This is a genomic window from Halobaculum sp. D14 (assembly GCF_051195135.1).
GTDB lineage: Archaea > Halobacteriota > Halobacteria > Halobacteriales > Haloferacaceae > JBNTKA01.
In genome coordinates this window covers 86589-112191 of record NZ_JBNTKA010000003.1, presented here as the reverse complement: position 1 = coordinate 112191, position 25603 = coordinate 86589, and the positions used below count along the sequence as shown (strand labels likewise).

Annotated in this window: 30 protein-coding genes; 16 read left to right on the top strand and 14 right to left on the bottom strand. The window is 60.1% G+C overall.

The window, feature by feature from the left end; all coding sequences use genetic code 11:
- From ACQUST_RS11450 to ACQUST_RS11435, 4 genes are all read right to left on the bottom strand, one after another.
- Complete coding sequence (locus ACQUST_RS11450; protein ID WP_435128447.1) at positions 1–963, bottom strand: ABC transporter permease; 963 nt, start codon at positions 961–963, stop codon at positions 1–3.
- Positions 963–1952, bottom strand: a complete 990-nt coding sequence (locus ACQUST_RS11445) for an ABC transporter permease (RefSeq protein WP_435128444.1) — start codon at positions 1950–1952, stop codon at positions 963–965. Before ACQUST_RS11445 ends, ACQUST_RS11450 begins: the two co-directional genes overlap by 1 nt.
- 110 nt (positions 1953–2062) lie before the next feature.
- Entirely contained in the window at positions 2063–4123 is a 2061-nt protein-coding gene (locus ACQUST_RS11440) for an ABC transporter substrate-binding protein (protein WP_435128441.1), read from the bottom strand.
- 141 nt (positions 4124–4264) lie between these two features.
- Positions 4265–4543, bottom strand: coding sequence for a hypothetical protein (locus ACQUST_RS11435; RefSeq protein WP_435128438.1), 279 nt, complete (start codon positions 4541–4543; stop codon positions 4265–4267).
- A gap of 136 nt (positions 4544–4679) precedes the next feature.
- On the opposite strand from ACQUST_RS11435, the gene ACQUST_RS11430 reads away from it, so the two are divergent.
- Positions 4680–5369 (top strand): DJ-1/PfpI family protein, encoded by a 690-nt coding sequence (locus ACQUST_RS11430; RefSeq protein WP_435129340.1) that lies wholly within the window; start codon positions 4680–4682, stop codon positions 5367–5369.
- Between the two features lie 60 nt (positions 5370–5429).
- Here the strand turns inward: ACQUST_RS11430 and ACQUST_RS11425 are convergent, their stop codons facing one another.
- The gene (locus ACQUST_RS11425; RefSeq protein ID WP_435128435.1) at positions 5430–5708 is read right to left on the bottom strand and encodes a transcriptional regulator; all 279 of its coding nucleotides are present in this window, start codon (positions 5706–5708) and stop codon (positions 5430–5432) included.
- Positions 5709–5816: 108 nt separating this feature from the next.
- Between ACQUST_RS11425 and ACQUST_RS11420 the strand changes: the two genes are divergently transcribed.
- Positions 5817–6785, top strand: a complete 969-nt coding sequence (locus ACQUST_RS11420; protein WP_435128433.1) for a sugar phosphate nucleotidyltransferase — start codon at positions 5817–5819, stop codon at positions 6783–6785.
- 36 nt (positions 6786–6821) lie between these two features.
- Here the strand turns inward: ACQUST_RS11420 and ACQUST_RS11415 are convergent, their stop codons facing one another.
- Together ACQUST_RS11415 and ACQUST_RS11410 are read right to left on the bottom strand one after the other, a co-directional pair.
- Entirely contained in the window at positions 6822–7340 is a 519-nt protein-coding gene (locus ACQUST_RS11415; protein ID WP_435128430.1) for a DUF21 domain-containing protein, read from the bottom strand.
- Positions 7341–7395: 55 nt separating this feature from the next.
- Positions 7396–8124: a diphthine--ammonia ligase gene (locus tag ACQUST_RS11410; RefSeq protein ID WP_435128427.1), complete on the bottom strand. Its 729-nt coding sequence runs from the start codon at positions 8122–8124 to the stop codon at positions 7396–7398.
- A gap of 208 nt (positions 8125–8332) precedes the next feature.
- Between ACQUST_RS11410 and ACQUST_RS11405 the strand changes: the two genes are divergently transcribed.
- Positions 8333–9319, top strand: a complete 987-nt coding sequence (locus ACQUST_RS11405; protein ID WP_435128424.1) for a M48 family metallopeptidase — start codon at positions 8333–8335, stop codon at positions 9317–9319.
- 88 nt (positions 9320–9407) lie between these two features.
- On the opposite strand, the gene ACQUST_RS11400 is transcribed toward ACQUST_RS11405, so the two are convergent.
- Positions 9408–10376 (bottom strand): phosphoadenosine phosphosulfate reductase family protein, encoded by a 969-nt coding sequence (locus ACQUST_RS11400; protein ID WP_435128421.1) that lies wholly within the window; start codon positions 10374–10376, stop codon positions 9408–9410.
- 196 nt (positions 10377–10572) lie between these two features.
- Here ACQUST_RS11400 and ACQUST_RS11395 point away from each other — a divergent pair, with 196 nt between their 5' ends.
- From ACQUST_RS11395 to ACQUST_RS11340, 12 genes are all read left to right on the top strand, one after another.
- The gene (locus tag ACQUST_RS11395) at positions 10573–10749 is read left to right on the top strand and encodes a DUF7501 family protein (RefSeq protein ID WP_435128418.1); all 177 of its coding nucleotides are present in this window, start codon (positions 10573–10575) and stop codon (positions 10747–10749) included.
- 342 nt (positions 10750–11091) lie between these two features.
- A complete protein-coding gene (locus ACQUST_RS11390) occupies positions 11092–12147 on the top strand; it encodes an HNH endonuclease (protein WP_435128415.1) in 1056 nt (351 codons plus the stop codon).
- Positions 12148–12212: 65 nt separating this feature from the next.
- Positions 12213–12785 (top strand): hypothetical protein, encoded by a 573-nt coding sequence (locus tag ACQUST_RS11385; RefSeq protein WP_435128412.1) that lies wholly within the window; start codon positions 12213–12215, stop codon positions 12783–12785.
- Between the two features lie 2 nt (positions 12786–12787).
- Positions 12788–13723 (top strand): tyrosine-type recombinase/integrase, encoded by a 936-nt coding sequence (locus ACQUST_RS11380; protein ID WP_435128409.1) that lies wholly within the window; start codon positions 12788–12790, stop codon positions 13721–13723.
- 270 nt (positions 13724–13993) lie between these two features.
- Positions 13994–14407, top strand: a complete 414-nt coding sequence (locus ACQUST_RS11375) for a hypothetical protein (RefSeq protein ID WP_435128406.1) — start codon at positions 13994–13996, stop codon at positions 14405–14407.
- Positions 14408–14528: 121 nt separating this feature from the next.
- Positions 14529–14678, top strand: a complete 150-nt coding sequence (locus tag ACQUST_RS11370; protein WP_435128403.1) for a hypothetical protein — start codon at positions 14529–14531, stop codon at positions 14676–14678.
- Between the two features lie 218 nt (positions 14679–14896).
- On the top strand, positions 14897–15412 hold the full coding sequence (locus ACQUST_RS11365; RefSeq protein WP_435128400.1) for a hypothetical protein: 516 nt from the start codon (positions 14897–14899) through the stop codon (positions 15410–15412).
- Positions 15413–16169: 757 nt separating this feature from the next.
- Positions 16170–16493: a hypothetical protein gene (locus tag ACQUST_RS11360; protein ID WP_435128397.1), complete on the top strand. Its 324-nt coding sequence runs from the start codon at positions 16170–16172 to the stop codon at positions 16491–16493.
- A gap of 512 nt (positions 16494–17005) precedes the next feature.
- Positions 17006–20188, top strand: a complete 3183-nt coding sequence (locus ACQUST_RS11355; RefSeq protein ID WP_435128395.1) for a hypothetical protein — start codon at positions 17006–17008, stop codon at positions 20186–20188.
- Between the two features lie 56 nt (positions 20189–20244).
- Positions 20245–20508, top strand: coding sequence for a hypothetical protein (locus ACQUST_RS11350; RefSeq protein ID WP_435128392.1), 264 nt, complete (start codon positions 20245–20247; stop codon positions 20506–20508).
- A 14-nt stretch (positions 20509–20522) separates the two neighbouring features.
- Positions 20523–20963: a hypothetical protein gene (locus ACQUST_RS11345; protein ID WP_435128389.1), complete on the top strand. Its 441-nt coding sequence runs from the start codon at positions 20523–20525 to the stop codon at positions 20961–20963.
- Positions 20964–21175: 212 nt separating this feature from the next.
- Positions 21176–21664, top strand: a complete 489-nt coding sequence (locus ACQUST_RS11340) for a hypothetical protein (protein WP_435128386.1) — start codon at positions 21176–21178, stop codon at positions 21662–21664.
- Between the two features lie 245 nt (positions 21665–21909).
- Here the strand turns inward: ACQUST_RS11340 and ACQUST_RS11335 are convergent, their stop codons facing one another.
- Genes ACQUST_RS11335 through ACQUST_RS11320 form a run of 4 tightly spaced genes read right to left on the bottom strand, consistent with a single transcriptional unit; the run spans position 21910 to position 23354 of the window.
- Positions 21910–22155, bottom strand: a complete 246-nt coding sequence (locus ACQUST_RS11335; protein WP_435128384.1) for a hypothetical protein — start codon at positions 22153–22155, stop codon at positions 21910–21912.
- Positions 22152–22355 carry a hypothetical protein gene (locus tag ACQUST_RS11330; protein ID WP_435128381.1) on the bottom strand — a complete coding sequence of 68 codons (204 nt, stop codon included), beginning with the start codon at positions 22353–22355 and terminating at the stop codon, positions 22152–22154. Before ACQUST_RS11330 ends, ACQUST_RS11335 begins: the two co-directional genes overlap by 4 nt.
- Positions 22352–22612, bottom strand: a complete 261-nt coding sequence (locus tag ACQUST_RS11325) for a hypothetical protein (RefSeq protein ID WP_435128378.1) — start codon at positions 22610–22612, stop codon at positions 22352–22354. Before ACQUST_RS11325 ends, ACQUST_RS11330 begins: the two co-directional genes overlap by 4 nt.
- Positions 22605–23354 carry a recombinase family protein gene (locus ACQUST_RS11320; RefSeq protein ID WP_435128375.1) on the bottom strand — a complete coding sequence of 250 codons (750 nt, stop codon included), beginning with the start codon at positions 23352–23354 and terminating at the stop codon, positions 22605–22607. The genes ACQUST_RS11325 and ACQUST_RS11320 overlap by 8 nt, the downstream gene beginning before the upstream one ends.
- A 94-nt stretch (positions 23355–23448) precedes the next feature.
- Here ACQUST_RS11320 and ACQUST_RS11315 point away from each other — a divergent pair, with 94 nt between their 5' ends.
- Positions 23449–24039 (top strand): hypothetical protein, encoded by a 591-nt coding sequence (locus ACQUST_RS11315; RefSeq protein ID WP_435128372.1) that lies wholly within the window; start codon positions 23449–23451, stop codon positions 24037–24039.
- Positions 24040–24256: 217 nt separating this feature from the next.
- Here the strand turns inward: ACQUST_RS11315 and ACQUST_RS11310 are convergent, their stop codons facing one another.
- Both ACQUST_RS11310 and ACQUST_RS11305 read right to left on the bottom strand, forming a co-directional pair.
- Entirely contained in the window at positions 24257–24502 is a 246-nt protein-coding gene (locus ACQUST_RS11310) for a hypothetical protein (RefSeq protein WP_435128369.1), read from the bottom strand.
- 79 nt (positions 24503–24581) lie between these two features.
- The gene (locus ACQUST_RS11305) at positions 24582–25253 is read right to left on the bottom strand and encodes a hypothetical protein (protein ID WP_435128366.1); all 672 of its coding nucleotides are present in this window, start codon (positions 25251–25253) and stop codon (positions 24582–24584) included.
- Between the last annotated feature and the right edge of the window lie 350 nt (positions 25254–25603).

The following is a 25603-nucleotide window of genomic DNA, read 5'->3' as shown; positions in this document are numbered from 1 at the left end:
TTATCGTTGAGGGTTGGTGACGTCCTCCATCGAGAAGCCGATGAAGTAGAACGCCGCGGCGAGCAGCATCAGCGCGATACCCGGCGGGATGAGCCACCACCACGCCTCGAACACGTAGCCGGCCGTTTTGATGTTCTGCAACATCAGCCCCCACGAGAACGCCGTGAAGTCGGCGAGCCCGAGGTAGGCCAGCGACGCCTGCGCCAGCACCGCGCCGGCGGCGTCCTGCGCCAGGTAGACGAACGACAGCGGCAGGACGTTCGGCATGATGTGCCGGAAGATGATGCGGGTGTCGCTCGCGCCCGCGACCTTCGCGGACTCGACGTACGACCGCTCTTTCAGCGACAGCGTCTCCCCGCGGACCGTGATGCAGTTGTTCAGCCACGACGTCACGGCGATGCCGATGATGATGTTCGTCGTCGTGATGCCGCGCACCGCGACGAGCACGATGAGGAACGGCAGGAACGGCAGGCCGTACATCACGTCGACGAACCGCTGAATCGTCTCGTCGATCCAGGTGTCGCCGTAGAACCCGGAGATGAGTCCGAGCGGAACGCCGACGAGACTCGACAGGAGGCCGGCGGCGATACCGATGTACATCGCGGTCTGCGCCGAGTACACGATGAGCGTCGCGATGCCGGTGCCGTTCGCGTTCGTGCCGAGCGGCGCGAAGAACGGGTCGCCGAACGCCGGCGGATGCGGCAGCGTCCGAATCTGTTCGGCCGTCAGCCGCGACTTAATCGGCGGCTCCCCGAGGTACGCGACCCACTCCGGCGAGTGTGGCGCGAACAGCGCCGGGAACAGCGACCACAGCGCGTAGATGACGAGGATGACGATGCCGAGGACGCCGATCTTGTGTTCGGTGTAGCGGTCCCAGCCCCGCCGGAACCGCTCGATTCGCGGCTCCCAGCGGCGCTTGATCGATTCGACGGCGGAGTCGTGGTCTGAGGTTTCTGCAGCCATTATTCACCTTCACCGAACTTGATGCGCGGGTCGAGGTACGTGTACACGACGTCCGTGACGAGCCGCATCAGGACGATGAGCACCGCGATCATGAAGAACGCGGCCTGTGCGACCGGGAAGTCGAGGTTCAGTACGGCCGAGACGATGATCTGCCCCATCCCCGGCCAGTTGAACACGTTCTCGACGATGACGGCGCCGTCGATGAGGAACGCCAGCCCGACGATGGCGCCGGTCGCCACCGGGATGAGCGCGTTCCGCGCGGCGTGTTTGATCATGACGGTTCGTTCGGACAGCCCCTTGGCTTCCGCGAGGAACACGTAGCCCTCGTCGGTCACCTGGTTCATCGTGGGGCGCATGATGAGCATGGCGCCGACCCAGCCGATGAACGTCAGGCTCATTATCGGGAGCGCGATGTGGTACAGGACGTCCCGCATCACGGTGAAGGCGGTCCACTCGAACTTCGGGAACTGCGTGAACATGTAGGCGCTCGGCAGCAGGTCGAAGTGGTAGTTGAACACCCAGATGAACATCCAGGAGATCCAGAAGCTCGGCATCGAGTACACCAGCAGCGAGCTGCTGAAGATGCTCTTGTCCCGGGTGGTTCCGCGCCACCAGCCGAGGTACATCCCGATGAGCGGGCCGATGATGTACCCCATGATGAACGTGGAGCCGAACAGGACGAGGGTCCGCGGCATCCGGCGGATGATGAGCTGCCACACCGGGACCTTGTAGGTCGGCGACCGGCCGAAGTTCCCGGTCTGGTAGTTCACCATGAAGTTGAGGTACTGCTTCCACAGCGGTTCGTTCAGTCCCCACGTCTCCCGGATGCGCTTCACCTGCGCCGCCGTCATGTCCGGCGTGATCATGCTGGAGATGAACGACCCCGGCATGCTGCGGAGCAGCACGAACAGGAGGCTCATGATGACGAGGAGCGTGAGGTACGAAATGACGATTCGTTTCGCGAGATACCGTCCACTGATTCTGGTCATGCGTTGTCAGACCGCGTGAGGTATGGATACATCGTTGCAGGCCGATATGAATGTGTTGAATCGGTTCGTAAAACCGGGGGTTCGAGCCGGCTGAAGCCGGCTGACCCGGCCTACTGTTTCTTGTGGATCTGCAGGAACTGCGTCCCCAGGTACGTGTCGCCGGGGCCGGCGATGTTACCGAGGAAGCCGGACCACTTCGCGCTGTTGACCGGCCAGTTCATCTTGTCGTAGCTGACGATCATCGACGGGAAGTCGAGGTAGATCCGTTCGATGGCCTGCCTCGCCAGCTTGTTCCGCTTCTTCGCGTCGAGCGACTGCTGCGCCTGCTCGATGAGCTTGTCGGCGGTCGCGTCCTCGAACAGCCCGTACCCCATGGCGTTCGAGCGGAACGAGTCCATGTTCTTCTTCTGCCCCTCGGATTCGGCGACCGAGTGGTCGTCGGCCTGGCTGCTGTGGAACAGGCCGTACATGGAACCGACGCCGAACGGTGAGAGGTTCGTCCAGCTCATCGGGTAGACGTCGAAGTCCTCCTCGTAGTACACACGCGTCGTCATGGTGTTGAACGACATCACTTTGCGCTTGATCGGAATGCCGACCTGCTGCAGCGCGTTGATGTAGTTCTCGACCATCTTCGCGGTCTGCGGCGAGTCCTTCGCCGGGTAGACGAGCAGCTTCATCGGCTCGCCGCGCATCTCCGTGATGGTCTTCCCGTTGACGCGGATCTCCTTGTCGACGTTCTGGTTCTCCTTCAGCACCTGCGACTTCACCGGGCCGAAGCTGTAGTCGTGTTTCGGCTCGCTCTGGGACGCGTTGACGCCGGTGTAGCTGCCGGGGTACTCCTTGCCGGCGTACGTGCCGCCGTCGCCGGTGATCATTTTGCCCTCGGTCAGGAACTTCCGTATCGCGGCGACGTCAGGGACGCCCGGCGCGCTCTGCCGGAAGTGGAACGCCTGCGACGCGCCGCCGTCGAGGACGCCGCTCTCGGAGTTGGCGTCCGGCCGGACGGACTTGTATCCCGGCGGAATCGGGAAGTCGCCCTCGTAGACGTAGCCGCGCTGGAGCCGCTGTGTCCAGTAGACGTCGTCGTAGCAGAAGCCGAACACCTGCCGGAACGGCAGGTCGTCGAGCGGCTTCCTGCGGAGGTTGAACGAGTAGTGCGAGTACGACGTCGCGGAGCCTTTGACGAGCGACTTGCCCTGGGCTTCCTTCACGTCGTCGACCTTCGAGGTCCGGATGGTGCTGTACAGCGAGTCGACGGTTCCCTCCATGAACGCCTGCGTCTTCGCGGAGGTGCTGCCGTAGATTTTGAACCGGACCGCGTCGAGGAACGGGCCGCCGGAGATGATTCCCTGGACGTCCTCGCGCCAGCTGAGCGAGCCGAGCTTGTAGTCGCCTTTCCGCTCGGCGAAGCTGACTTCGACCGCCGTGTCCGGCTGGTACTTCGTGACGACGCCCGGGCCGAGGCCGATGGGGCCGCCGTTCTTGCTGGGCTGGTACGTCTTGTAGTCGTCGACGTTCTCCCAGACGTGCTTCGGGAGGATCGGGATGCCGAGCTGCTGGTACGCGAACGTCCCGACCGGCTTGTTCATGTGGATGACCGCGTCCCAGTCGCTGCTGTCTGCGGCCTCCACGGAGTTGATCGGAGCGAGGTAGCTCGCCCAGTTCCCCGGGTTCGCCTCGATCATGTAGTTGTACGACCAGATGACCTGGTCGACGGTGAGCTCCTTCCCGTCGTTCCACGTCAGGCCGTCACGGACGTTGAAGAAGACGTCGACGTTGGTGTCTTCGTTGCTGTCGGCGTCCCCGTCGTCCACCTTCTCGTACTTCCAGTCGGTGAACACGTTGGGGTGCATCTCGAAGTTGACCGGGTCGATGGAAGCCCCTGACTCGTAACAGAGGTTGTACATGATGCTGGAGTACGCCGAGTTCGTCGACAGGGGGTTGAGCCCCTTCGGCGGGGTGCCGAGTCCCAGCGTGAAAATGCCTCCTTCTGGTACGTTACCGCCGGACGCCGCCGTCGGCGTCTGGTCCGCCGTCGTCGTCTGCGGCGGTGACGTCGTGTTCGAGTCGTCGCCACCCTGCGAACACCCGGCGAGGCCGAGTGACACAGCCGCGACGCCGGTCCCCTTGAGGAACCGCCGCCGCCCGGAGTCGGATTGGTTGTCGGACATACGCAACCCCGTTATTCCATGTCACACTTAACGTTGTGGATTCTACCCATGGGGTATCAATACATGTGGGTATGACAGCCCCACCTGACCGACCCGTCGCTGTCCGACGATTATGATGCCGCCATAGAGAGGAGTTGCCTGCTATTCCCGTCCGAACAGTTCTTTCCTCGATTCTATCGCGAAATAAAGGGCGAGTGTAAGTGCAGCGACCCCCGCCGCCAGATACGTCTCCGCCGGCGGGCCTGCAGCCCCCTGCCGTGCCAGCGCCGCGCTCATCAGGGCCCACCCGCCCGCCGTCAGAAAGCCCACGGCGAACGCCCCCAGCCCCGCCGCCTTCCGACCCGTCGCGTGGAGGAAGACGCCGACAGAGAGGACCACGCCGCCGATGAGCGCGAGAACCGTTCGCGTGCCGACTGCCATACCCGTCTTTCTCGGACGTGCCCGATAAATGAACCGGGCTGGCCGCCGCGTCGGGACCGAGCCCAGAATCGTGGTTCCCGAATCGGAGGACGCGAACGCGGGAACTTACCGGCTGGAACCCGAACAGGGAGTCGCCATGACGAACGCGCTGTTCATCGTCAGCGAATCGGGGTACTGGGGCGAAGAGTGTACGGCGCCGCTCACCGCGCTCACCGACGCCGGCGTCGACGTCACCGTCGCGACGCCGACCGGGTCGCCGCCGAGCATCGACGAGCGCTCGGTCGACCCGGAGAACGTCGGCGAAGAGACCGCCGAACGAGTCCGGGAAATCCACGAGACCGACGACCGGCTCGCCGACCCGGTTCCCGTCGCCGACGTCGACGCGGCGGACTACGACGCCGTCGTGTTCCCCGGCGGGCACGGCACCGAGTGGGACGTCAATCAGGACAGCCACGCACGCGCCGCGCTCCGGACCGCCGTCGACGGCGACGACGGGACCGCGCTCGTGGTGTGCCACGCCGTCGGGATTCTCGCGTACACGCGCGACGCGGACGGCGGCTTCCTCGTCGACGGCCGCGACGTCACCGGGTTCCCGAACGAGTGGGAGGAGGGAATCGTCGACGACCGCGACCGGCTTCCGGACGGCCGGAAGCTCCCGTACTGGGTCGAAGACGAAGTGGTGGCCGCCGGCGCGGACTGGGACGCCGAACTCGACGCCGACACCAGCGTCACCGTCGACGGCGACCTGGTCACGGCACGCGGGCCTGAGTCGTCTGCTGCGGCGGCTGACGCGCTGCTCGACGAACTCGGCGTCGACGACGACTGACCGGGCTGTCCGCGGTCCGACGTCCGGTCCGAGTCGGGTGTGTGAGCCGCGGTCCGCTCGCTATTCGATGGTGAACGTCGGCTCCGCGATTCGCTCGCTCTTGCATTCGGGGCAGCGCGACGGGTAGTTCAGCGGGTCGTCGAAGCCGTCGAAGCCGCAGTCTCGACACTCCGGCGGCGCCACCAGGAGCTCCTCCTCGTCGAGCGACTGGGCGACGTGCCGGAGGTGCTGGTACACCTGCGGGCGCGTCGTGTCGAACTCGTCGGCGAGGTCGCTGCCGGCCGCGGCGCGGTCGCGGAGCGCGTCCGCGATTCGTTGCCGGGTCGTCCGCTCGGGCATACCGCCGCTGAGGTGTCGCCGGCGTGAATCGGTTTCGGGTCGCGGCGGCGACGTCCTCGGGACTCCGATACAAAAAGGCCTTATTCACCCCCCGAGGAACTACCGGTCATGAAGGCAGTCGTGCTCGCTGGCGGCTACGCTACGCGGCTCTGGCCGATCACGCGGCACCGACCCAAGATGTTTCTCCCGGTCGGCGACGGCACCGTCATCGACGACGTGTTCGAGGACCTCGAAGCCGACGACCGAATCGACGAGGTGTTCGTCTCGACGAACGAGCGGTTCGCGCCGGAGTTCGAGACGTACCTCGCCGACTCCGACTTCGAGAAGCCGACGGTGTCCGTCGAGGACACCAGCGAGGAGTCCGAGAAGTTCGGCGTCGTCGGCGCGCTCGCACAGCTCATCGACCGCGAGGGCGTCGACGACGACCTGGTCGTGGTCGCCGGCGACAACCTCATTTCGTTCGACGTCGCCGACTTCGTCGACTTCTTCGAGACGAAGTCGGCGCCGACGCTCGCCGCCTACGACGTCGGCTCGAAGGAGCTCGCGAAGAGCTACGGCCTCGTGCAGCTCGACGGCGACCGCGTCGTCGACTTCCAGGAGAAACCGGAGAACCCGAACTCGACGCTCGTCTCCATCGCCTGCTACGCGTTCCCGGCGGAGACGCTGCCGCTGTTCGAGACGTACCTCTCGGACGGCAACAACCCCGACGAGCCGGGCTGGTTCATGCAGTGGCTCCAGGAGAACGACGAGGTGTACGCGTTCACGTTCGACGGCGCCTGGTTCGACATCGGGACGCCGGAGTCGTACCTCGACGCGGTCGCGTGGAGCCTCGACGGCGACACCCTGGTCGACCCGGACGCGACCGTGAAGAACACCGTGCTCGGCGAGAACGTCCACGTCATGGAAGGCGCGGAGGTCGTCGACTCGGCGCTCACCGAGTGCGTCGTGTTCCCGAACGCGACCATCCGGAACGCGGACGTCCGCCACAGCATCATCGACGAGGAGACCACCGTCGAGGGGCTCGACCTGTCGGGGGCGCTCATCGGCGCGCACTCGCAGTTGACGAACGGCGACTGAGACTCGGCCGCGCCTTCGCCGGACGAGCCGCTCCGGTCACTCGTCGAGGACGAGCCGCTCGATTTCGCCGTTGCCGCCGACGTGAGCCGCCAGCCACCGGGTCACCGCGTCGAACACCGACACGACGGGCGACAGGCCGCGTTCGACGTACCGGATCGGGTCGGTCGCGGTCAGCGCCCAAGTCTCCTTGTTGCCGAGCCCGTACGCCTTCGGCACGATTTCGCCGAACACCAGCACGATTGCGCTGACGACCACCGTCGCGACGGCGACGGCGAGACCGTTCGGCAGCGACGACACCAGAAGCGCCGTGACGATGCTCGAGACGGCGGCGTTCACGACGTTGTTGCCGACGAGGATGGTGACGAGGAGCCGGTGCGGGTCGCTCCGGAGCAGTTCGAGCCGTTCGGCGCGCCCGTCGCCCGACGCCGCGCGGTCGCGAATCCACTCCGGCGTCAGCGAGAACATCGCGATTTCCGCCGAGGAGAAGAACGCGCTGCACGCCGGCAGTAGCACGGTCGCAGTGACACCCGCGGCGACCACGATGAGTTCCGGCATACTCGGTGCTCGGGTGGTACGTACAAACCGGTTTGGTCGGCGCTTTTGGTCGCCGCTAGTCGAGGCGTGCGTCGGTGACGCGAATCCGGCCGCGGTTCCCGCTCCACTCGGTGTCGTACTCCAGTTCGATGCCGCGGTCCATGTGCGGGCCGTTCGTCACGAACGTCTCGAACTCGCCGCCCTCGCCGAGCACGTGGACGCCGTACTCGTCGTGGAGGTCGGCGAGGTCCGCGAGCGCGTCGCGGTCGAGGCTGCGGCCGAGCCAGGACTCGTCGAGGCCGGCGGCGGCGACCTGCAGAATCGTCACCTCGAAGCCGGCGTCCAGCATCTCCTCGGCGAGCGTCATCGGGTCGCGCTGCCACAGCGGCGCGAACAGGTCGATTCCGAGCCGGTCGCACATCGCCTCGATTCGGGACGTCTGGTACTCGCTTTCGACCGCGCCGGCCGTGACGCCGGCGACCGAAAGGTCCGCGTCGAGGTCGCGGAGCGCCGCCTCCATCGGTTCGAGTTCCGCGTCGCCCTGCGCCGCGGAGTCGACGGCGTCGGCGGCACGGAAGTCGTCCGGTTCGACCTCGACGAGCGGGATGCCGATGCTCTCCGCGGCGAGCCCGGCGAGTTCGGTCTCCGGGACGTGGTACATGTACGAGTCGCCGGTGGTGTGAACGGTCAGTAACCGCTCCACCGGGAGGCCGGATTCGAGCGCGCGGTACAGCGCCCACGAGGAGTCCTTGCCGCCGGAGAACAGGCTCACCCACGCGCCGTCGCGCGTCGCGTCGTCGGTCATACCGACTGTAGACGGCGGCGCCGATTTACCGGTGACGGTCACGGGCGCCTCCGGACCGGGTCGACGTGGCGGAATCGGTGAAGGTCGACGTGGCGGCATCGGTGAAAGTCACGGTCACGTGGCGGTGTGGCCGCTCGGCCGCTGGGCCGCGGGAGCGCGGCTCGGAGCCACCGACAGCGTTTCGGGTGAAACCCGCGTACGACGACCCATGGGACGCGTCAGTTTCGGCTTGCGCGCCGCGATGGCGACCGTCGGCGTCGCGACGATGACGGTGTACGCCGCGGCGGCGTACCTGCTGTACCTCCTCGCGCAGGTCGTCTGGGCGCACCGGCCGGACCTGCCGACGTTCGCCGCGTGGCTCGTCGCGATGACGCTGGTGTCGGGCTATCTCACGTACCGGTTCGGCACCGGACAGGCGCTCTCCGGGCTCGACGCCCGGGAGTTGCCGCGGGAGCGCGCGCCGGGCGTGTACGCGATTCGCGACCGGCTCGCCGAGGCGATGGACGTGTCGCCCCCGGTGTACGTGGCGCGGCTCGGCGAGCCGAACGCGCTCGCGCTCGGCGGCCGGAATCCGAGGCTCGTCGTCGACGCGTCGCTGTTCCGGCTGCTCGACCACGACGAACTGGAGGCGGTGCTCGCCCACGAGTTCGCGCACATCGAGGGTCGCGACGGCTTCGTCCAGACGCTCGGCTACAGCGCGGCTCAGACGCTCATCGGGGTCGTCGCGCTCGCGCTCGCCCCGGTCGGATTCGTCGCCGGCGGCTTCGCGAAGGGGCTCGCGCTGCTGTACGGCCGACCGGGGCAGTGGCACCGGACGGCTCCGGGCCGGCTGCGAATCTGGCTGGCGCAGGGGCTGACGCTGCTGCTGCTCGGACTGACCGTCGCGGTCCGGACGTACTCGCGGCGGCAGGAGCACGCCGCAGACGACCGCGCCGTCGAGGTGACGGGGAAGCCGCTGGCGCTGGCGCGGGCGCTCACGAAAATCGACCGGGCCGCGTCCGCGTCGTTCCCGCTCGCGCCGCTCTCGCCGAACGCGGGCGACCGGTCCGACAATCCGCTGGTGCGTCTGCTGTCGACGCATCCGCCGCTGGACGAACGCGTGGAGCGGCTCCGAGAGAAGGCGGAGCGGGCCGGCGCGTCGAACAGCGGCACCGAACAGGGTCGGTGGACGACGGTCCCGGTCCGGAGCAGGTAGCTCGCGTTGCCGGGGCGCTTCTGCGGAAAAGTCTACGGAGCGATTCGGGGTGTTCGACCCGACGGGTTCGAGTGGTGTCCGGCGGGCGTTACATGTAGCCGAGGTCGCGCAGGCGCTCCATCAGGTCCTCTTTGTCCTGGGCGCGGCCGGCGCGCTCGGTCGTGTTCTCGATGTCCTGGAGCCACGCGGGCTCTTTCGTCGTCTTCTCGGTGGAGACTTCGCTGCCGAGCGAGCGGAAGCCGGCGAAGTACTTCGGCGACACCGGGACGTCGCTCTGGGTGACGCCGTCGGGCAGGTCGGTGTCCGACTGCGGGACGTGGCCCTCCGGGTAGCCTTCGACGGTGTCCGGCACGACGAAGTTCCAGAAGGCGTCCCAGACCGCGCGTTCGTCGAACTGCAGAATCGGCTGGATGCGGTCGTGCGGCGGGTAGATGTCGGGGTCGTGCCGCGGCGAGAAGAACGTCTCGTCGGCGCGCGCCTCCTGTTCGTCCCAGCGGACGCCGGAGACGATGCCGTCGATGTCGTGCGACTCCAGCGTGTCGTTGAGCGCGACCGTCTTCAGCAGGTGGTTGCCGACGTAGGTGTCGAGCAGGAACGGGAACGTGTCCTCCTCGTATTCGAGGATGTCGCGGACGTGGTGCTGGTTGTGTTCGGAGAGCGCGTCGACCGGGATGTCGTCGCCCGGTTCGAGGTCGTTCTCCTCGACGTACTCGCCGACGTCCTCGTTGCGGGCGTAGATGACGTCGAGGTCCCACTCGTCGGCCCAGTGGTCGACGAAGTCGTGGATCTCCTCGAAGTGCTGGTAGTGGTCGATGAACACCGTCGGCGGCAGTTCGAGGTCGAACTGCTCGCACACCTCCTTCACGAAGTAGAGGGTGAGCGTGGAGTCCTTTCCGCCGGTCCACATCACCGCCGGGTTCTCGTACTCCTGCAGGCCGATGCGGGTGACCTCGATGGCCTTCTCCATCTTGTGTTCGAGCGACGGGTAGTCGCCCGGCGTCTCTCCCTCGCCGTCCGTGTAGTCGACGTCGAGGTACTCGGGGAAGTCCTCGGGCATAGTAATGAGATGTAATTACGGCGTAAAAGGTCTTGTGACTGCCGAATCCTGTGCCGTAGTATCATGCTACAGCACCACAAGACTCGCCCGACCGCACGCTCGGTGCCACTACCATATTAGTGGTGTATTATCACATAGTATCGACATAAGCCGTATGTAGACAGCGTTTATATTTACTCGTTCGCGAGTCCCGCCCATGGCAGCAAGCGCAACCTGGACCGACCCGAACACGTGCCCGTTCTGCGGCACCGAACTCCGCTCCCCCGGGAACGGATTCGTCAGCCACCTCGACGAGAACCCGGACTGCAACGCCGAGTTCGAGGAGTGGCGCAGCGCAGTCTCCGACGACATGACCGCCGGCTGGTCCGGCTGAACGGGGGGTCCCCCGCCGCACTGGCGGTCCAAGCGGCCCGAGGAGCGCTCGGTGCGCTGCGTTCGGACGGGCTCACTTCTGCGGCGGCTGTCGGACGCCGAGCAGCGCCGGCGACTAACAGGCTGGACTACGGCGGTCACGCCGTGACTGCTGCGGCTGCTCGCCGATTCGACGCCAGCGGGAGAAAACCGGTCGCGTCCGCCGTGAGGCCGCGGTTAGTCCGAGATGAACTTGTTTCTAGGACAGAGGTGCTTACCAACGATATACCAATACTGACCTAGCCTCGACTTATCTAATGAATACCGAGAAAATCCTTTGTTAACGGAATCTGAGTTCTATGGCATGCTTTGGGATTCCCCTCGATTCATATCGACTCCATCCCGTGGTCGAGAAGAATACGCGCTTAAGTCCATTAAAGACAACATTCGTGAGCGGAGCGGGTATACATGCGATTATTGCGGCGAAGATGCCAAACAAGTCGAACACATCAATCCGGTTTCTGGACAGGGAATCAATGACCCACGAAATTTGATTCTTGCATGTGGCAAATGCAACCGTGACAAAGGAGCTGCTCCTGTTACAGAGTTTCTGGACAGGCGGGATGACTTGGATATTTCTGTAGAGGACCTGCCTATCTACGGCGATTTAATCTTGGAGACACCACCACTACCAAGAGAATATCGGCGCGTCCGGCGGGCTACTATAGTTGAATTTCGCAAAGAGGGAGAGTTCTCAGGAGCCAACGCATATACAGAACTTGAGAGGCGATTTCGCCAGAACCTATGGACAACCGTGCTCGGGTACTGTTTATGCCTAAAGTATCCGACAAAACCGGCGGCGGGTTCTGGAATGCCGGGGCATCGACGTGCAGTAATTCCGCTCATTTACTCATTGGTTTCTGACACTCGCATACCGATATACAACCTATTGGTCTCACTTACATCATCAGCGGCTACACGACATTTAATCGACGACATGGTATATTATAGACACCATGAGTCCTACGGGCTTAAATCGGCAGTAAATAAAGCCTTAGAAGATACAGAGGGACAGGCCAAAAGTAAACTCGAAGAAAAAATCTCGAACACAGAATATTCTGATTTGACAGAGGAGCAGTTCAGGATTCCCGAGGAGTTAGAAGGGGTCCCCGTTCGGGAGCGTGAACTTCTACTCCTTGATATTGATGATTTCAGGGCAGCGGGTGGTCACATGCGAGGAGGTATTGATAGATACGAAATCCGCGTTCCAGACGCAGAACCTGGTTCTGACATTCCGGTTCGTATCACAGATATCTACCACAGCCATGCTGTGGGAGTTCCGTTATCAATCGAATCAACACCTGCTATTGAATACGTGGAGGACCGTGCTTCAAAGATTATTCGCGCGAAAGAACAGTAAGCACTCCGTCTAAAATGATAGGTACATGAATATTATACACCAAGAGGCTAAGCCGTCTGGCGGCTATGCCGGACAGCGACCAAGAATACGACAAAGAACAGGTCAACCTCTGGGTTGACCCGAAGCGAAAGGAAAACTGGCGAGAATACTTGGAGGAAGACAGCGAGTTCCAATACTTGTCACAACTCATCCGCCAAGCAGTTGAGCAAGAGATTAATCAGACCCATAATGGAACTGACTCCGCGAAACTCCCCAAGAATATCGCTGCGAACTTCGACGACCTTCGCGGCAGTATCGACCAGCTGGAACAGGTCATGCAGGAAGTCGAGAAGCGGCTGTCTGGACTTGAGCGGGAAGTGAGGGACGACCCCAAAGTGCGGAAGTTGGCCAACGAAGTATTCGAGATACTGCCGACACAAGCCGGCATCAAGGAGTACGAGCAGAAAGTTAGCGACGGAGCGAGCCTGCGGGAAATCGGTGCCACGCGAGCCGATTCCGGTCGCATTGGGCCGATTGCTGAGGCCCTCGACGTCAGGGAGTCCCAGGTCCGCGCCGCTCTCGACCGGCTTCAGGAGGACACCCACCAAGTCCACGAGATGGATTGGAACGATGAAACGCGCTACTACAAGGAGGGCTGAGTATGGACAACTGGATTTCTCGCCACCTCGACCGCGTGAAGGCCAAGAAAGCCGAATCCTCCTACGACACGCACCGCTCAAACCTCAAGAATTTCAACCGTTGGCTGGATGAGCAGGATAAAACGCTGACCGAACTCCGGGCGCTCGGGCTTGAGGACTACTTCGTGGGGCAAATGGAACAGGGCTACGCACCAAACACTATCGCGAGTCGTTATGAGTCCGTGCGGGCACTGTTCAATCGACTCTCGGGGCGGTTCGAGGTCATCGAGGAAAACCCGTTCAATAATTTGGAGCGGAAAGAGTTCGTCAAGAAGGACACGAAGAAGCACAATAACGCCGATATCGTCTACGTCACGCTGGAAGAGAAGGAGGCGATGTGCGAACACGTCCCTTCGCCCACCCTCCGAAACGAGTTGATTATCCGGCTAATGTGGCAGACGGGCATCCGGAAGGTCGAACTCAAAGAAATCGAACTGGACGACCTCGACCGCGACGAGCGCCGTATTGAGGTTTGGTCGAACAAGAGCAAGGAGTGGCGTACCGTGTTCTACCAGCCATCGCTCGACCTACTCCTTGACCAGTGGCTCGACGGCGGCCACCGGGATTCGTTCATACCTGCTGAGTCGTCGCCCTACCTGTTCGTTACCGAGCGGTCGGAACAGCTCCACGACTCGACGGTGACGGAGAAAGTCGTGAAGCCCGCTGCCGAAGCGGCCGGGATTCAAGAAGTGATGTACGAGGACCAGGGCGGATGCAAACGATATCGAGTCACGCCTCACGCGCTCAGGCACGGTCACGCCATTAACGCCCTGAAATCGGATATCGATGTGCGGCGCGTTCAGCAACACCTCGGCCACTCCTCGCTGGACATCACGATGGAGTACCTCCAGTTCATCGACGAGGACGTGAAAGAGGCCTACGAACGTTTCGACGCATAGGAGCTACCTACGTGACGCCAGCGACTCCCTTGAGTCACTGGTCCGTCACCCCCTTTCGGTGTTCTTGGGCGGGCAGGCCCGCCACCGCTGACTCTGTACGACTCTGGCGACTCTTGGGACAACCCTGCCGTACGGCGCTTTCTAAGGACATGAAAGATAAGTGCCAAGAAATAGTCGTACCAGGCAGGTGATACAAACTCGCCGGCGAAAACACCGCGAACGGCCAAACAGTGACCGCCCGCAAACCGACCCGAGAATCCCAACGAAACCATGAGCGAAACCGAATCCGACACGGAAGCAGAGTTCGAGAGCAAGGAGCAGTTCTTCGAGGCCGTCCGAGACGAGGGCGTGGTCCTCGGGGACCTGGAGTATTTCGCCGAGGGCAGTGGCTCCGCAACCTCCTACAAGGCCCGCACTGACGAGGGTGAGGTCGAGGACGTGAAGAAGGCAGACGTCGAGGCCGCGTGGGAGGAGCACCACGGTGGCGAGGACGCCGAGGAGCAGGAGGAAGAAGCCGAGTCAGAGGAAGTCCACCTCGGCACCTTCTACTTCAGCAAGGCCAACTGGGATACCGAGCAGGACCGGGAGACTCTGGAAGAAATGCTCGAAGAAGACGGCTGGTACATCGACGGCGAAGTGGACTCTGGCGGCTACCGCATCAAGACCGAGCGGGAGGGCCAGTGATGCAGCACGACAGATACAGCGGCGAGCCACTGGCCGTCTGCGACGAGTGCGAGGAGCAGTTCGTCTGGCGCTCTAGCAACCTCTCGGGCCTCTGCCCACGGTGCGCGAGGAGGCAGCGGCGATGACGCTCCACGACCTGCTCGACCGCTTCGGCCTTCGGGAGCATTTCGAGGTCGAGCAAGCGGACGCGATGCGTCTCCGGTGCATCCACTGCGGAGACACAGTGATGGTGGAGGAAGCGGACCTCCACCTCGCTGAGTGCCAGCGGTAGGCCGCACTGACTCTTTCCTTCTGTCAGATTTGACAGCGGGTAGCCGCGATAATGGACCGCCCGTTCTGCTATCGTACTGACCTCGTGGCGACACATAGGCGTCTCTCCGACCGAACACTATCCCTGTGTGCTTGGACGGAATATGCCTCAATCCACTGACTCTGCCAGATATCGTTTGACGGGCCAATACTTTTCTCGGTAATAGGAGAGCTAAGGGTATGTCAACTCAGCCTAAGGCCGGAGAGATGCTTGTTGGTGCCTATCTCAAACACGTTGAGGACTGTGAAATCGTCGCGTATGGCCAGCACTCACCAAATACAGGTGAGCAAATGGAACTCGATGTGATTGGCTTTCAGCCAGAGGGAGACCAAGAAATAATCGCTTGTGAGGTTGCGACTCATATCCGCGGATTGAACTATGGTAACGCAGACGAGAATCGGGACAAGGTAGTATCGAAGTTTAGGAATGCAGAGAAATATATCGACGACGTATTTGGTACGTCTCACCCGCGCTCCTACCAGTTCTGGAGTCCAATAGTGCGAGGTGGTTCCGCCACTAAGCTGGAAAGCCTGGAGAGCGAACTGTCCGAGAAGCTGGGCCACGAAGTAGAGATGGTCATCAATGAGGACTACACAGCGAGAATCCGCGAGCTCAAGTCTGCGGCAGCCTCGTCAACAGGACAGCAAAATGAACTCGCATTTCGTGTCCTCCAAATCTTAGGCCATATGCGATAAGTGGACCTCTATTAAGACCACGGTGCGGGCGAGGTTGACTCATCCGCTCAATCCGATGGTTGAACTGCCGAAAGCGAATTATCTTCGCTTCCTCCCCGTTCGTCCGTTGTCAACTGCGGCTGGCTCTGCTTCGATACGGTCTATCCAATTTCTAGGCACTGAGACCGATTTTCTCTGTTTTCTGATTGCTCACGGACTTAAAGCCGTAGACCATAGCGTTTCAACTGATAGACCTCCTAGACCGTAGCCGCGCCTCATATCAGACAGTGGCCTTCTGTCAATCATCGCGGAAGCCTAGACTGTTTTTCGGTTCCTTCCGGACCGCTTCTCCGTAGGTGTAGAATATCTCGTAAACGGTAGAGTAAGTGCCTGACACGTAACATCAGGCCCGCTTATACTCTTCGTCTATACGACCGTATAGATAGATAGGTGATAGATGATGGGTGATTGGGATGACCCCATCCCCGTACGGTTCCCGGAAGGCGACCGTGAACGAATCGAACAGTTTGCTGAAGAAGAAGGGATGTCCCAAGCAGAGGCTATCAGACGGTTGGTTGACCGTGGCCTGCTGGTTCGAGTGGACATGACTGTCACTCCTCAACCGGAGGGTACCCATGCCGCAGACTAAAGACACAAATGACACAGAGCCGACGGCAGACCACTTTACTAGTGGTGACTGGGCCTACATCTACGACTTGGAAGCGGAGGTAGATGCGTACATCAGGGTCGAACAAAGCATCCTGACGGAGGTGAAACCATGAGTGCCCGAGGCGGTAGCGAGCAAGGGCTGATTGAACAAGCCACTGTCAAGGTCGTCGGTGCTGCTACTACCCTGCTCGTCGGCATCTACATCTACTCGCAGGTCATCGGCGTGATGCCTACGCCTGAGTCAAGCCAGATGGCGAACGCCACGAATACTACTATCGCCACGACCTCACAGGCGTTCACTCTCGGAGCCGTAGCCCTCATCGTGCTGATGGCGACAGTGATGTTGCTTCTCATCACTGGAGGCCTCGGGGAGAAAGAACAGCCGCCTGAAGGTGGTAATAGGGGAAATGGTGGTACTCCGCCGATGCACTAAGGTGAACAGACATGCCAATAGCCGGGAATACTGACTTCGCAAGAGAGGGAAGTTCAGGCGCGACCAACTCCAACAGTTCGGGTCTAAGAGGAAGGTCGAATAGCAGTGCAAGTCCATCAGGAAACACGCAGAACCACGAACAGAACTATTCTTTCAGACGTCCACCACGACCTGCTCCAGTTGACGGCATAACTCGGGATACACACACAGAAAAGAATACACCGAATCAATCCTCCGAGCGTGTAGAATTGGACGACGAAGTTAGTGAAAACCGAAGTACCGAGCAGGACCCTGCTGTCTCACCCTCTGGCGAAGAATCATCAAGCCGTGGTCGTTCTCGGGCTCCGTCAAACAATTCTACAAATACAGAGGGATTCAAAGGACCAACGTCCAGCATTACGCAGAAAAGGAGTAGTCAAGTAAAACTCCTTGAGTCAGGTGCTGCTACCGAAGTTTTAGAGACCATCGAGACTTCGTTTGAGGTCACCAGCACCTACCTAGATGGCCTGGCGATGAAAGCTGATGAGGCAGTCGGCCGTTGGTCGAGGGCTACCGGTCGTGGTAACTTCCAGCAGGGCTACCAAGAGCTGACCCCGGGTGGTGTTGACACGTATACCCAGAACTACCGGAGTGAAATTCGCGAAGGAGACGTTTCGGGCTTCGCTGACCAGGCTGCTGGCGGCTTCGATGAGGCTGCCAGTGACTATGCAGGAGGAGCCGATGTTATCGCCGGGAGTACGGACGAGTCTCTTGGTCGTGCTGGCCGCGCCGTTTCGAGAGGGGACGTTGGCGGCGTTGGCGATGCGATAGCGGGCACTGGCGATGAAGCGTTCTATCGTGCTGGGGCCGCTGCCCGTCGTGGTGACCAAGCTGGCATCAGTGATGCTGCGGCAGGTGGGGTCGATGAAGCCGCATCTGGAGTCGTCGGTGGCACTCGTGAGTGGGCGGACGCTGCTGGCGGTTCTGCGGATGAGACAGTCAGGAGGACCTTCGATGAGCAACGTGGGGGTGGGTACGGTGACACTTCGACGTATAGAGGTGGTGCAGATGAACTTAGCGGGCAGGTTGACGAAGCTGTTTCGAGAGCCGCGGAGCAGGCTGGCCGTGGTAACTTCGCTGCCGCTGGTGACCAACTCGTCGGTGGGATGGACGAGGGGGTTAGCCAGATAGGCCAGATACTCGGTCGAGATTACGGCGGAAGTAGAGGCTGGCGTAGGGCTTGGAGCGGAGCATGGGAAGGCGATGTCGGGCAGACTGTCGGCGGCCTCGTCCAGTCAGGCGGCGCCGCGTATGCGAAGTCGTCGGCTATCGGTGATGTCGCTGCTGGTGGTACTGATGAATACGTCGGCTCGGCACAGGTAGACACTGGGTTCACTGACCGCTCGACCCAATCCGGTGGTTGGCTGACCGAGGAGCAAGAGCAGAAGCTTGGAGTTGCTTCTCAGAACTTCAGCGAAGATGCTCAGATGCTGGCTGATGTGGCCACCGACTACTCGCCCACTGCGATGACAAGCGAAGCTTTCAAAGGAGTCACTAGGGACTATGGAATCTCCACCAGCGCCACTATCGCTGGTCAGAATGTCTCCCTCTACAACCAGCAGGGTGAAGGCATCCGCGAAAGGGCGATAGAGGGCGCCATTTCAGGGGGGCTCGGCCTGGGTAACGTGTTCAGCTATGCGAGCACGGCTGAGACGGGAGCAGAGGTCGCAGCCAACGCTCCTCAAGCTGCTCGTCGTGCCGGGCCAGCGGCCACTGCTGCCACTGTCACTGCTATGGGGCGTATGATGACTGGGCAAGCCGCCCAATCCATCACTCAGAACCCGGCGCGGACGCTTGGCGGCGTGGGTAGTGAGTTCGTCTTCGGTATCGGGGCCGGAAAGGTAGCGGGTTCTCTCGGTCGGGTTACAAACGATAGACTTCGAACGATTGGAGGCGAGTACGTTGAGCCCGAGGGAATAACAAATCAAGATACAGTCGATTACTATGAAGGTCAGAGTCAGGAGAAGGGAGACAAATTCCCGGGTGCAGAGAGTCCGGAGAGATACCGAAACAGCCCGGCGGGCACTGTTCGTAGTCAAGCCGAGCGATTTACTCCTTCATCGGTTGAAAATTTCTTCCGCAGATATGGAGTCAATCAAGGAACGACGCTGAAGAAGGCAATTGAGGTAGAGCCCGAAGGTCCCGGTATTAGTCGAAGCCCGGGCAAATCTACTGGATTCAAGACTCAGAAAGGGGATTATGAATCTCCGGGTGCTTTCGCTGGTCCGGAGATGTCGCCTAATTTCCTCGGGATAGACCCGAATCAGGACTATACGCCTGACTTTAGTCTCCGTCCGGGTCTTCCGAGTACCGGCGGGAACCCCACAGGCGTACTAGTCCGTACAGATGTTCGGAATCCCGAGGCAGACACGATGGACGAGTTCCGCAACGAGATGCTGGAGCGGTCGGGTGAGACTACAGCTCGCACAAAGCCCGCGGGTTCGGACGAGCTTAACACAGGAGAAATCGAGGCAGTCATCCCTCCGGAAGCCAAGTTTGAACGTGTCGGAAATGGGCTGCGCGGGATGCTGGAACGAGTTGGCATCGGGTCGCGCTTCTACACGGAGATAGGCGGCCGCCGCGTACCGCTCCGGCCCGTTGCCCCGGAAGACCGTGGCGGTCCAAACGCACCAGACTCACCGGGGGACGCGGACGCGCCACAGTCCGGTAGCGGTGAGTCGCTGGATTACTACATACAGGAGCCGAGTCAGCCCGTTGACCGTTCAATGCCGCCTATCGGTGCTGGTGGTGGTGCTGCCTCGCAATCACAGAGCGGTCAGCCTCAACAGACCTACTCATCCAGCCCGTTTGGCTCCATCGAGCGGGATTTGCAGGACCTGTTTGGTGGCGGGCGACGTGTCACAAGCGGAGGTCGTGTCGGTGTGAATCAGCAAGAGTCGGCGGGAGACAGGGGGCGCGGTCGTGGTCCGTCCTCTAGCACTGGGGGAGGCACAGACCAAACGACTCGGCCTGACTCACCACGAGATAGCGGGCCAAGCGACACCCGGCCCGATGGCCGCAAGGTCCCGTCTGACGACGAGCTACCCGATGGATGGCGACGAAAGAAGCCCGGAGAGTATAGTAGTGGACGTCCCCGCGACCGAGACCGAGACGGGCAGCCGCGAGACTACGGCGATAGCAGCCGGCGAAACTATGGAGACCGTGATAGGAGTCGGACCACGCACCCGGATGACTCGAGCGGCTCTTCCAGAGTCTCGGAGAGTCACCGTCGCGTGACCAGTGGCGGCGGTGGAAGCTCCGTCGGCAGCCCGACCGGAGACAGTGAGCCGACGAGTCCACCGACCCACAATCCACCTGAAATCTATCCTCCGCCGGAGACGTATGGTCCGCCGAGCTATGGTACTCTCACACCATCTGGTGGTCCTGCTGAGTATGAGAGCGGTGGCTCAACGGGGGGTATCCTGTATAATCCCGTGTTGGAATACCCGAACCGTCCGATGCGTCGAGACCCCGATAACGAGGAGGAAGACAAGAATCCCCAGGCTGTGGAAATGCCGTTCGGCTACTGGGGCAAGGGCTGGGTCAATCCCGTCGCTTCAGCCCAAGAAGCCACTCAAGAAATCCTCGGCGGCATCGGTCAAGGCGGCGGTGACCCGCTGGAGTCAGTTGAAGAAGACCTACAAAGCCTCCGGTGATTAGCAACTGACAACCAAGGGACATCCTTTTCTTCAGGATGCAGTAATAAGGGAGTATGTTCGATTCGGAAGACATACTCGAGGAAATGAGGGAGGAAGCCGAACAAGCTATCTCGGAGGGTGAATTCGAATGCCAGGCAGAGGACTGCTCTTCCGAGAGCTTCGATGTGAATCTCTATGTAACCGATGACGGCCATTTTCAGGGAACGGCCATTTGCCGCGAGTGTAACACTCGCAACGAGGTCAATATGCCAGTAGAGGGAATGGACGACTTGGAGTCAGCATTTGATGACTTAGAGGGTACTCTAAACGACTTCTAATATCCACTCTGAAGATGGTTACACCACTTGAAACTGCGGTAGGTCTGGGAACTACGATATTGGGAGGTCTCCTGGTCAATGAGCTATGGCACCGGAGAAAGGGCAGCCTCGATGAGCAGTCAGAACACGAGGACTGGTATGCAGATGCTGTTTCTATTTGCGAACATGGCCTTCAGGCACTACGGGGCTTTGAGAATACTTCTCATCCAAATTATGATGAGACCCGTATGGAGATGAAGTCTGCATCATCCCAGTTGAGCCGTCACGCCGGGGATTCTGCTGGAATTGATATCGACGAGGACGTGGTAACTGCTCTGAGAGAGGCTTCCCAAGCGTGTCAGTCCCTGAATAACGCTCAGACTTACATCGGGAATACGAGTGAGTGGGACGAAGCATTCGACCGGGCGAAAGACGCCCTAAGCGAGGCCCGCGACAAAGCACAGGAACATCTGTAGGAACAAACGTCACGGAGACACAGGATACTGCTCGCCTTCCTTTCTATCGCCCATGGCATAGGACGGGTTCGGCTGGAACGGAGACAGCCCGCAGACGTCTGCTTCTGTCAAGGACTGGTCGTAGGGAAGCGGCTCGCCAAAGCGCCTTCAGCACACGGCTGAAAGTAGGAAGCCGCACAAAGGATATTGTAATCGCCCAAACAGTTACGCATATGGGGCTGATGGACAAGCTGACCGGCGGAGAAAACAGTGGACAGGAATCTGAGGACGACCGGGAAATGTACGGTCCCGACGACCTCAGTGATGAAGTGACTGCTTGGTTCGTAGACCCGTGGCCGTCGAATAAGCCTCTCGGAGAATACGAACTGATTTTCATGGTAGACGAGGCTGTAGAAGACCCAATCGTGCTCCATTGCGGGCGCGAACTGCCAATTCCTGATGGAACGCAGGTTCTTGCTTATGATGAGATGGTAGCAGTACCGTGGCAGGAGACGACTATCTACGTCACCCGCGGTCTGTTGGTTGACCCCGATATAGCGGACTTCACGGGTGAGGAGGACTTCTTTAGTATACCGGAGCCGATGCAAAAGCGGATTATCCCGCCTCGTGAAGGTAAGAAATCAGAGTTAGTGCAGATGTTAGCTTCAGGGATGGCCGCTGCCCACCAAGCAAATCAAGAAGAACAAGCAAAGCAGTCCTGAGTTATCTGGAGTGACGCACGGCGCGGTCTGGATTTGCCAGAGTCGAACTTTCTACCAGTCCGTCTATACACAGAGAACGGCCGTTCGTACTTTGACGGAATTTCGTGGTCTGAATGCCTCTCCTGCTTCCTGATGAAATCAATCCGTGGGGATTGGATATTGGACCATGCAACCGTTAGCCCCTCCACAGTCCAACCCGGCTTCTTATAACGAAATAATTAGAAACCGCCGGAAGATGGCTTGTCTCAAGCAGGAAGGCCGTGAGGCAGGCCGTGGCCGAACGCATCCATCAGCGGAGCGTCGAGACCGTAGCGGATGCCGGTTATCACGACCTGCGTAGAGCCGCGCGGTGGCACGTCCGGCACGACGACCACGATACTCGCGTCCACTCCCGGCTCGGCTACGCTCCCCGCGGTGAGGCCCGCGTAGGCCGCCTCATCCAGCGATACCATCACCACGTCACCGGCAGCGACGGGCAGCTCCTCCGTCATACCTCCTCTGCGATGGCGTAGTTGTCCGTGACCCGCTGGACCTCGAAATGTACCACGTCGCCAGTGGTCGCGTGACAGCCGTCGAGGATGACGGCGAAACCTTGGATAAACACCACTGGGTCGCCTTCTGGTCCGATTTTGTCCACTTCTCTCATCCACTCGCCGCCGGGCTTGACGGGTTTCTGATTCAGCATGGTCACACCACCACCAAGGCCGCGATTCCCCCGGCGATGAACGCCACGACCGCCGTGGCGAGGAAGGCTACTTTCACAGCACTCGGTCCATTAGCGGGTGGCCCAGTCCGCTTTCGCTTCCTCGCCCTGAGGAGGGCAAGGAGTTGGTTTTCGACCAGTTCTTTAGACTCAGGACTGCTGTCCTCTCTGAGTCTTTCTGCACACTCCTGAGTCACGTCAGTGAGTTCGTCGTAATCGGGCTTGACGGGTTTCTGCTTATCCATCCTCGACCACCTCCAGCGCGGCAGATACGCGGTCGTCGTCCGCTTCTCCGTCGAGATACCACGCTCTCCGCTCCTCGTCTTGGTCGATATTGGCGAGGGCTTGGCGCGTGATGTTCGGCGTATCCTTCGCCGCCTGATTGTACGACTTCCCGTTATCTATCTGCTCCAGCGCCTCCGCGATGTCGAAAAAGCCAGTCTCCTCGTCGTCGTAGTCCGGGTCAAGGTTGGGCTTCAGATAGCCATCGTCGGTGCGGATGAAGCCCGCAGGGACGTTGCCAACCCATTTCCCTTCCTCTCGTGCCCGCTTCATCCCGGCCTTGGTCCGTCGGATGAGTTGGCGGCGCTCCTCAGCCATGACCTCGGCGATGATGCCGGCGACCATTCGGCCAGTCCCATCCGGCTCGACTCTGCGAACAGCGCCATCAGTGACGTGGATGGTCACGCCGTTGTCTTCGCAGGCGTCGAAGAACTCCTGTGCGAGCTTGCCTTTCCGTGCTATCCGCGAAATCTCCCAGACCACTACGTCGGAGACCTCGCCATTCTGCACGGCGTCAAGGAGTTCTTGGAATTTGCTACGGTTTGGGTCGGCTCCGCTGGCCTGCTCCGCGTAGATGGCGACCTCGCCAAGCTCGACGCCCTGATAGTCCAACCAGTCCTTGATGGCCTGTCGTTGGTGCTGTTCCTCTTGCTCCTCGGTCGAGCGGCGAATGTATGCCGCTAGTTCTTCTAATTCTGCTGACATCAAGCGGCTTGGTTACACGACGACCTACTAATAAATAGGGCGGCCTCGTTACATCGTGTAACGAACCCTTCCCTTCATTGGGTGAATAAGTAATATGACAGAGGACGAGTCCGGGATTGACAATCCCTACACGCCGGAAAAGAAGCAGAATCGAAAGGAATGGTTCTTTGAGCAAGTCGAAGATGAACACGGCGACAGAGTTCTACTGCCTGATGGTGGGAACGAGACACAACACCTCTACGAAGACCTGATGGGCTGCTTCATCAACGGCCAGTTTGTCGCCTGCGTAATCCTCAGTGCTTCAATCATTGAACATCTACTGGTCCTAGAACTGGGATTCACCGACTTCTCGTACCCAGAAAAAGAGCCTACGTTAGGTCGCGCTATCGGAGACGCGGAAGACGCAGGTATCGTTACAGAAGACACCTCAGACCTCTATTGGCTCAACAATACCAGAAACGGCTACGTTCACTTTCGAGATGGGAGGACAGGGGATTCACCAACGATGGAGCAGATGCAGGAGATGGACCTAGGAGAGTTTAATCCGAACCGCATTGGTGAGGATGATGCGAGGAGAGCCATCAAAATTGCCATACGGCAGCAGGCTCGGCACTGGGAAGATTTCCATAAAGCGATGGATGAGGAGTTGGATATGAATGAACTCTACGAGCAGCGTAGGGGATAGCTGGATAGCGACCACCCAGCTCACCACTCGCTCAGAAGATGGTACGCGACAGCAGGAACACCAATCACGAGGACTGGAATCAGGAATTTAGCGGTTGCCGATAGTGAGGCGGTAAGTCCCGAAAACGCCCCAGACCTCGGAAGATATGGCCACAAGAAGGATAGAACGACCGCTACAGTGAGCGCGAATAGCACTGATTTCCCAATATCTATGGAATTCAACGTCCGGCCCCCTGAAGAATCAAAATGGCAGTGACGGCGATGCCGGTTCCACCGACTGCTAACACAAGCGCGTCAGCACCATCAATCAGCAGCTCTTCCCCGGTCTCGGCGAGTGACCCATTTATCGTGATGGTCTGATTTAATTCGGAGAACAGATAGATGCCGAGCAGGGCGATTATCGCCACGATGATGGCACCAACGACCGCGCCCACAGGGTCAGCCTGTCCACGAGCACCTGTCATTTTAGCGATACGTAAGGTGCAGTGTCTTTTGAGTCTTTCCCGCACATGATGAGTCGTACGGGGACTGCGATTGGTACACTTAACGCCATAGTCTCGACGCCCTGCTGTGGTTGGATTCATGAATTTCAACATCCCAACCGGCGTCCTCCAGAAGTCCAGGTAAACGACGAAGGTGCATATTACCGCAGGAAACGATGACCGTGTCAAATCCCTTCTTCTCAGAAATATCTATGATTGAATTTGCCATGTCCTCGTCTCGACTGCCCATATTCTGTTCCTCAAAGTAAATCAGTATTCCAGAGAACAAGACTGGCGCACCCACTACCATAACCAGCTTCATGACCACTGTGTAAATGAAGTCGCCAGTAGATGGTGCGGAGAGAAAGGGAATGGCCATTTTCGGGATGAAGATTCCATACAGGAAGAACCCGGCTGTGAACAGCCCAGCTGCCACAATCCAGGATAACGGGAATCGAGAATAGAGTTCGGGAAGGGGAGTATCTATTTCATCGAATACCGGAACATCCACTTCATCCTCGATTCGACTACCGTTGTCGAAAAACGCCTGAAACCAATAGAAGATTAGAGTGCTGACAAGGAACGACAAGTACCCAAAGCTCCACTCGTTAGGGCTAACGCTATCCTCCCGCTGTTCAACGAACAGGGCGTCCACGTCTTCGTCTATATGGTCGAGCAGAGATTCTTTATCCGAACTGGATATGTGGAACTCGCCCTGGAGTATCGCTTTCATACTCTATCTGGTTACCGTCAGTCCAGTATCTTACAATTTGTCCACGACATGGGAGTGTATCGCCAGTTGAGTACGTTGGTTAGTAGTTGCGGACGGGCCATCCCTGCCTCCGCTGACTCGGCGGCTGTCGTACGAGTCGGTATGAGTGACTATCGCCCTATATCTCATCATTCGTGTGAACCACAACTTTTCTGGGGCTAATACGCCGTCTAGTCGCCTCTGAGGTGCCCAAAGCTTTTCACAACGGCCTCGAAATCGTTGCTCAAGGAGGTGACGAACACGAGAGGAAACAGTTCGCCCGGATGAGCTTTGGACGGGTCACCGGGCGACCGTTCACTGTTTACGGAGCA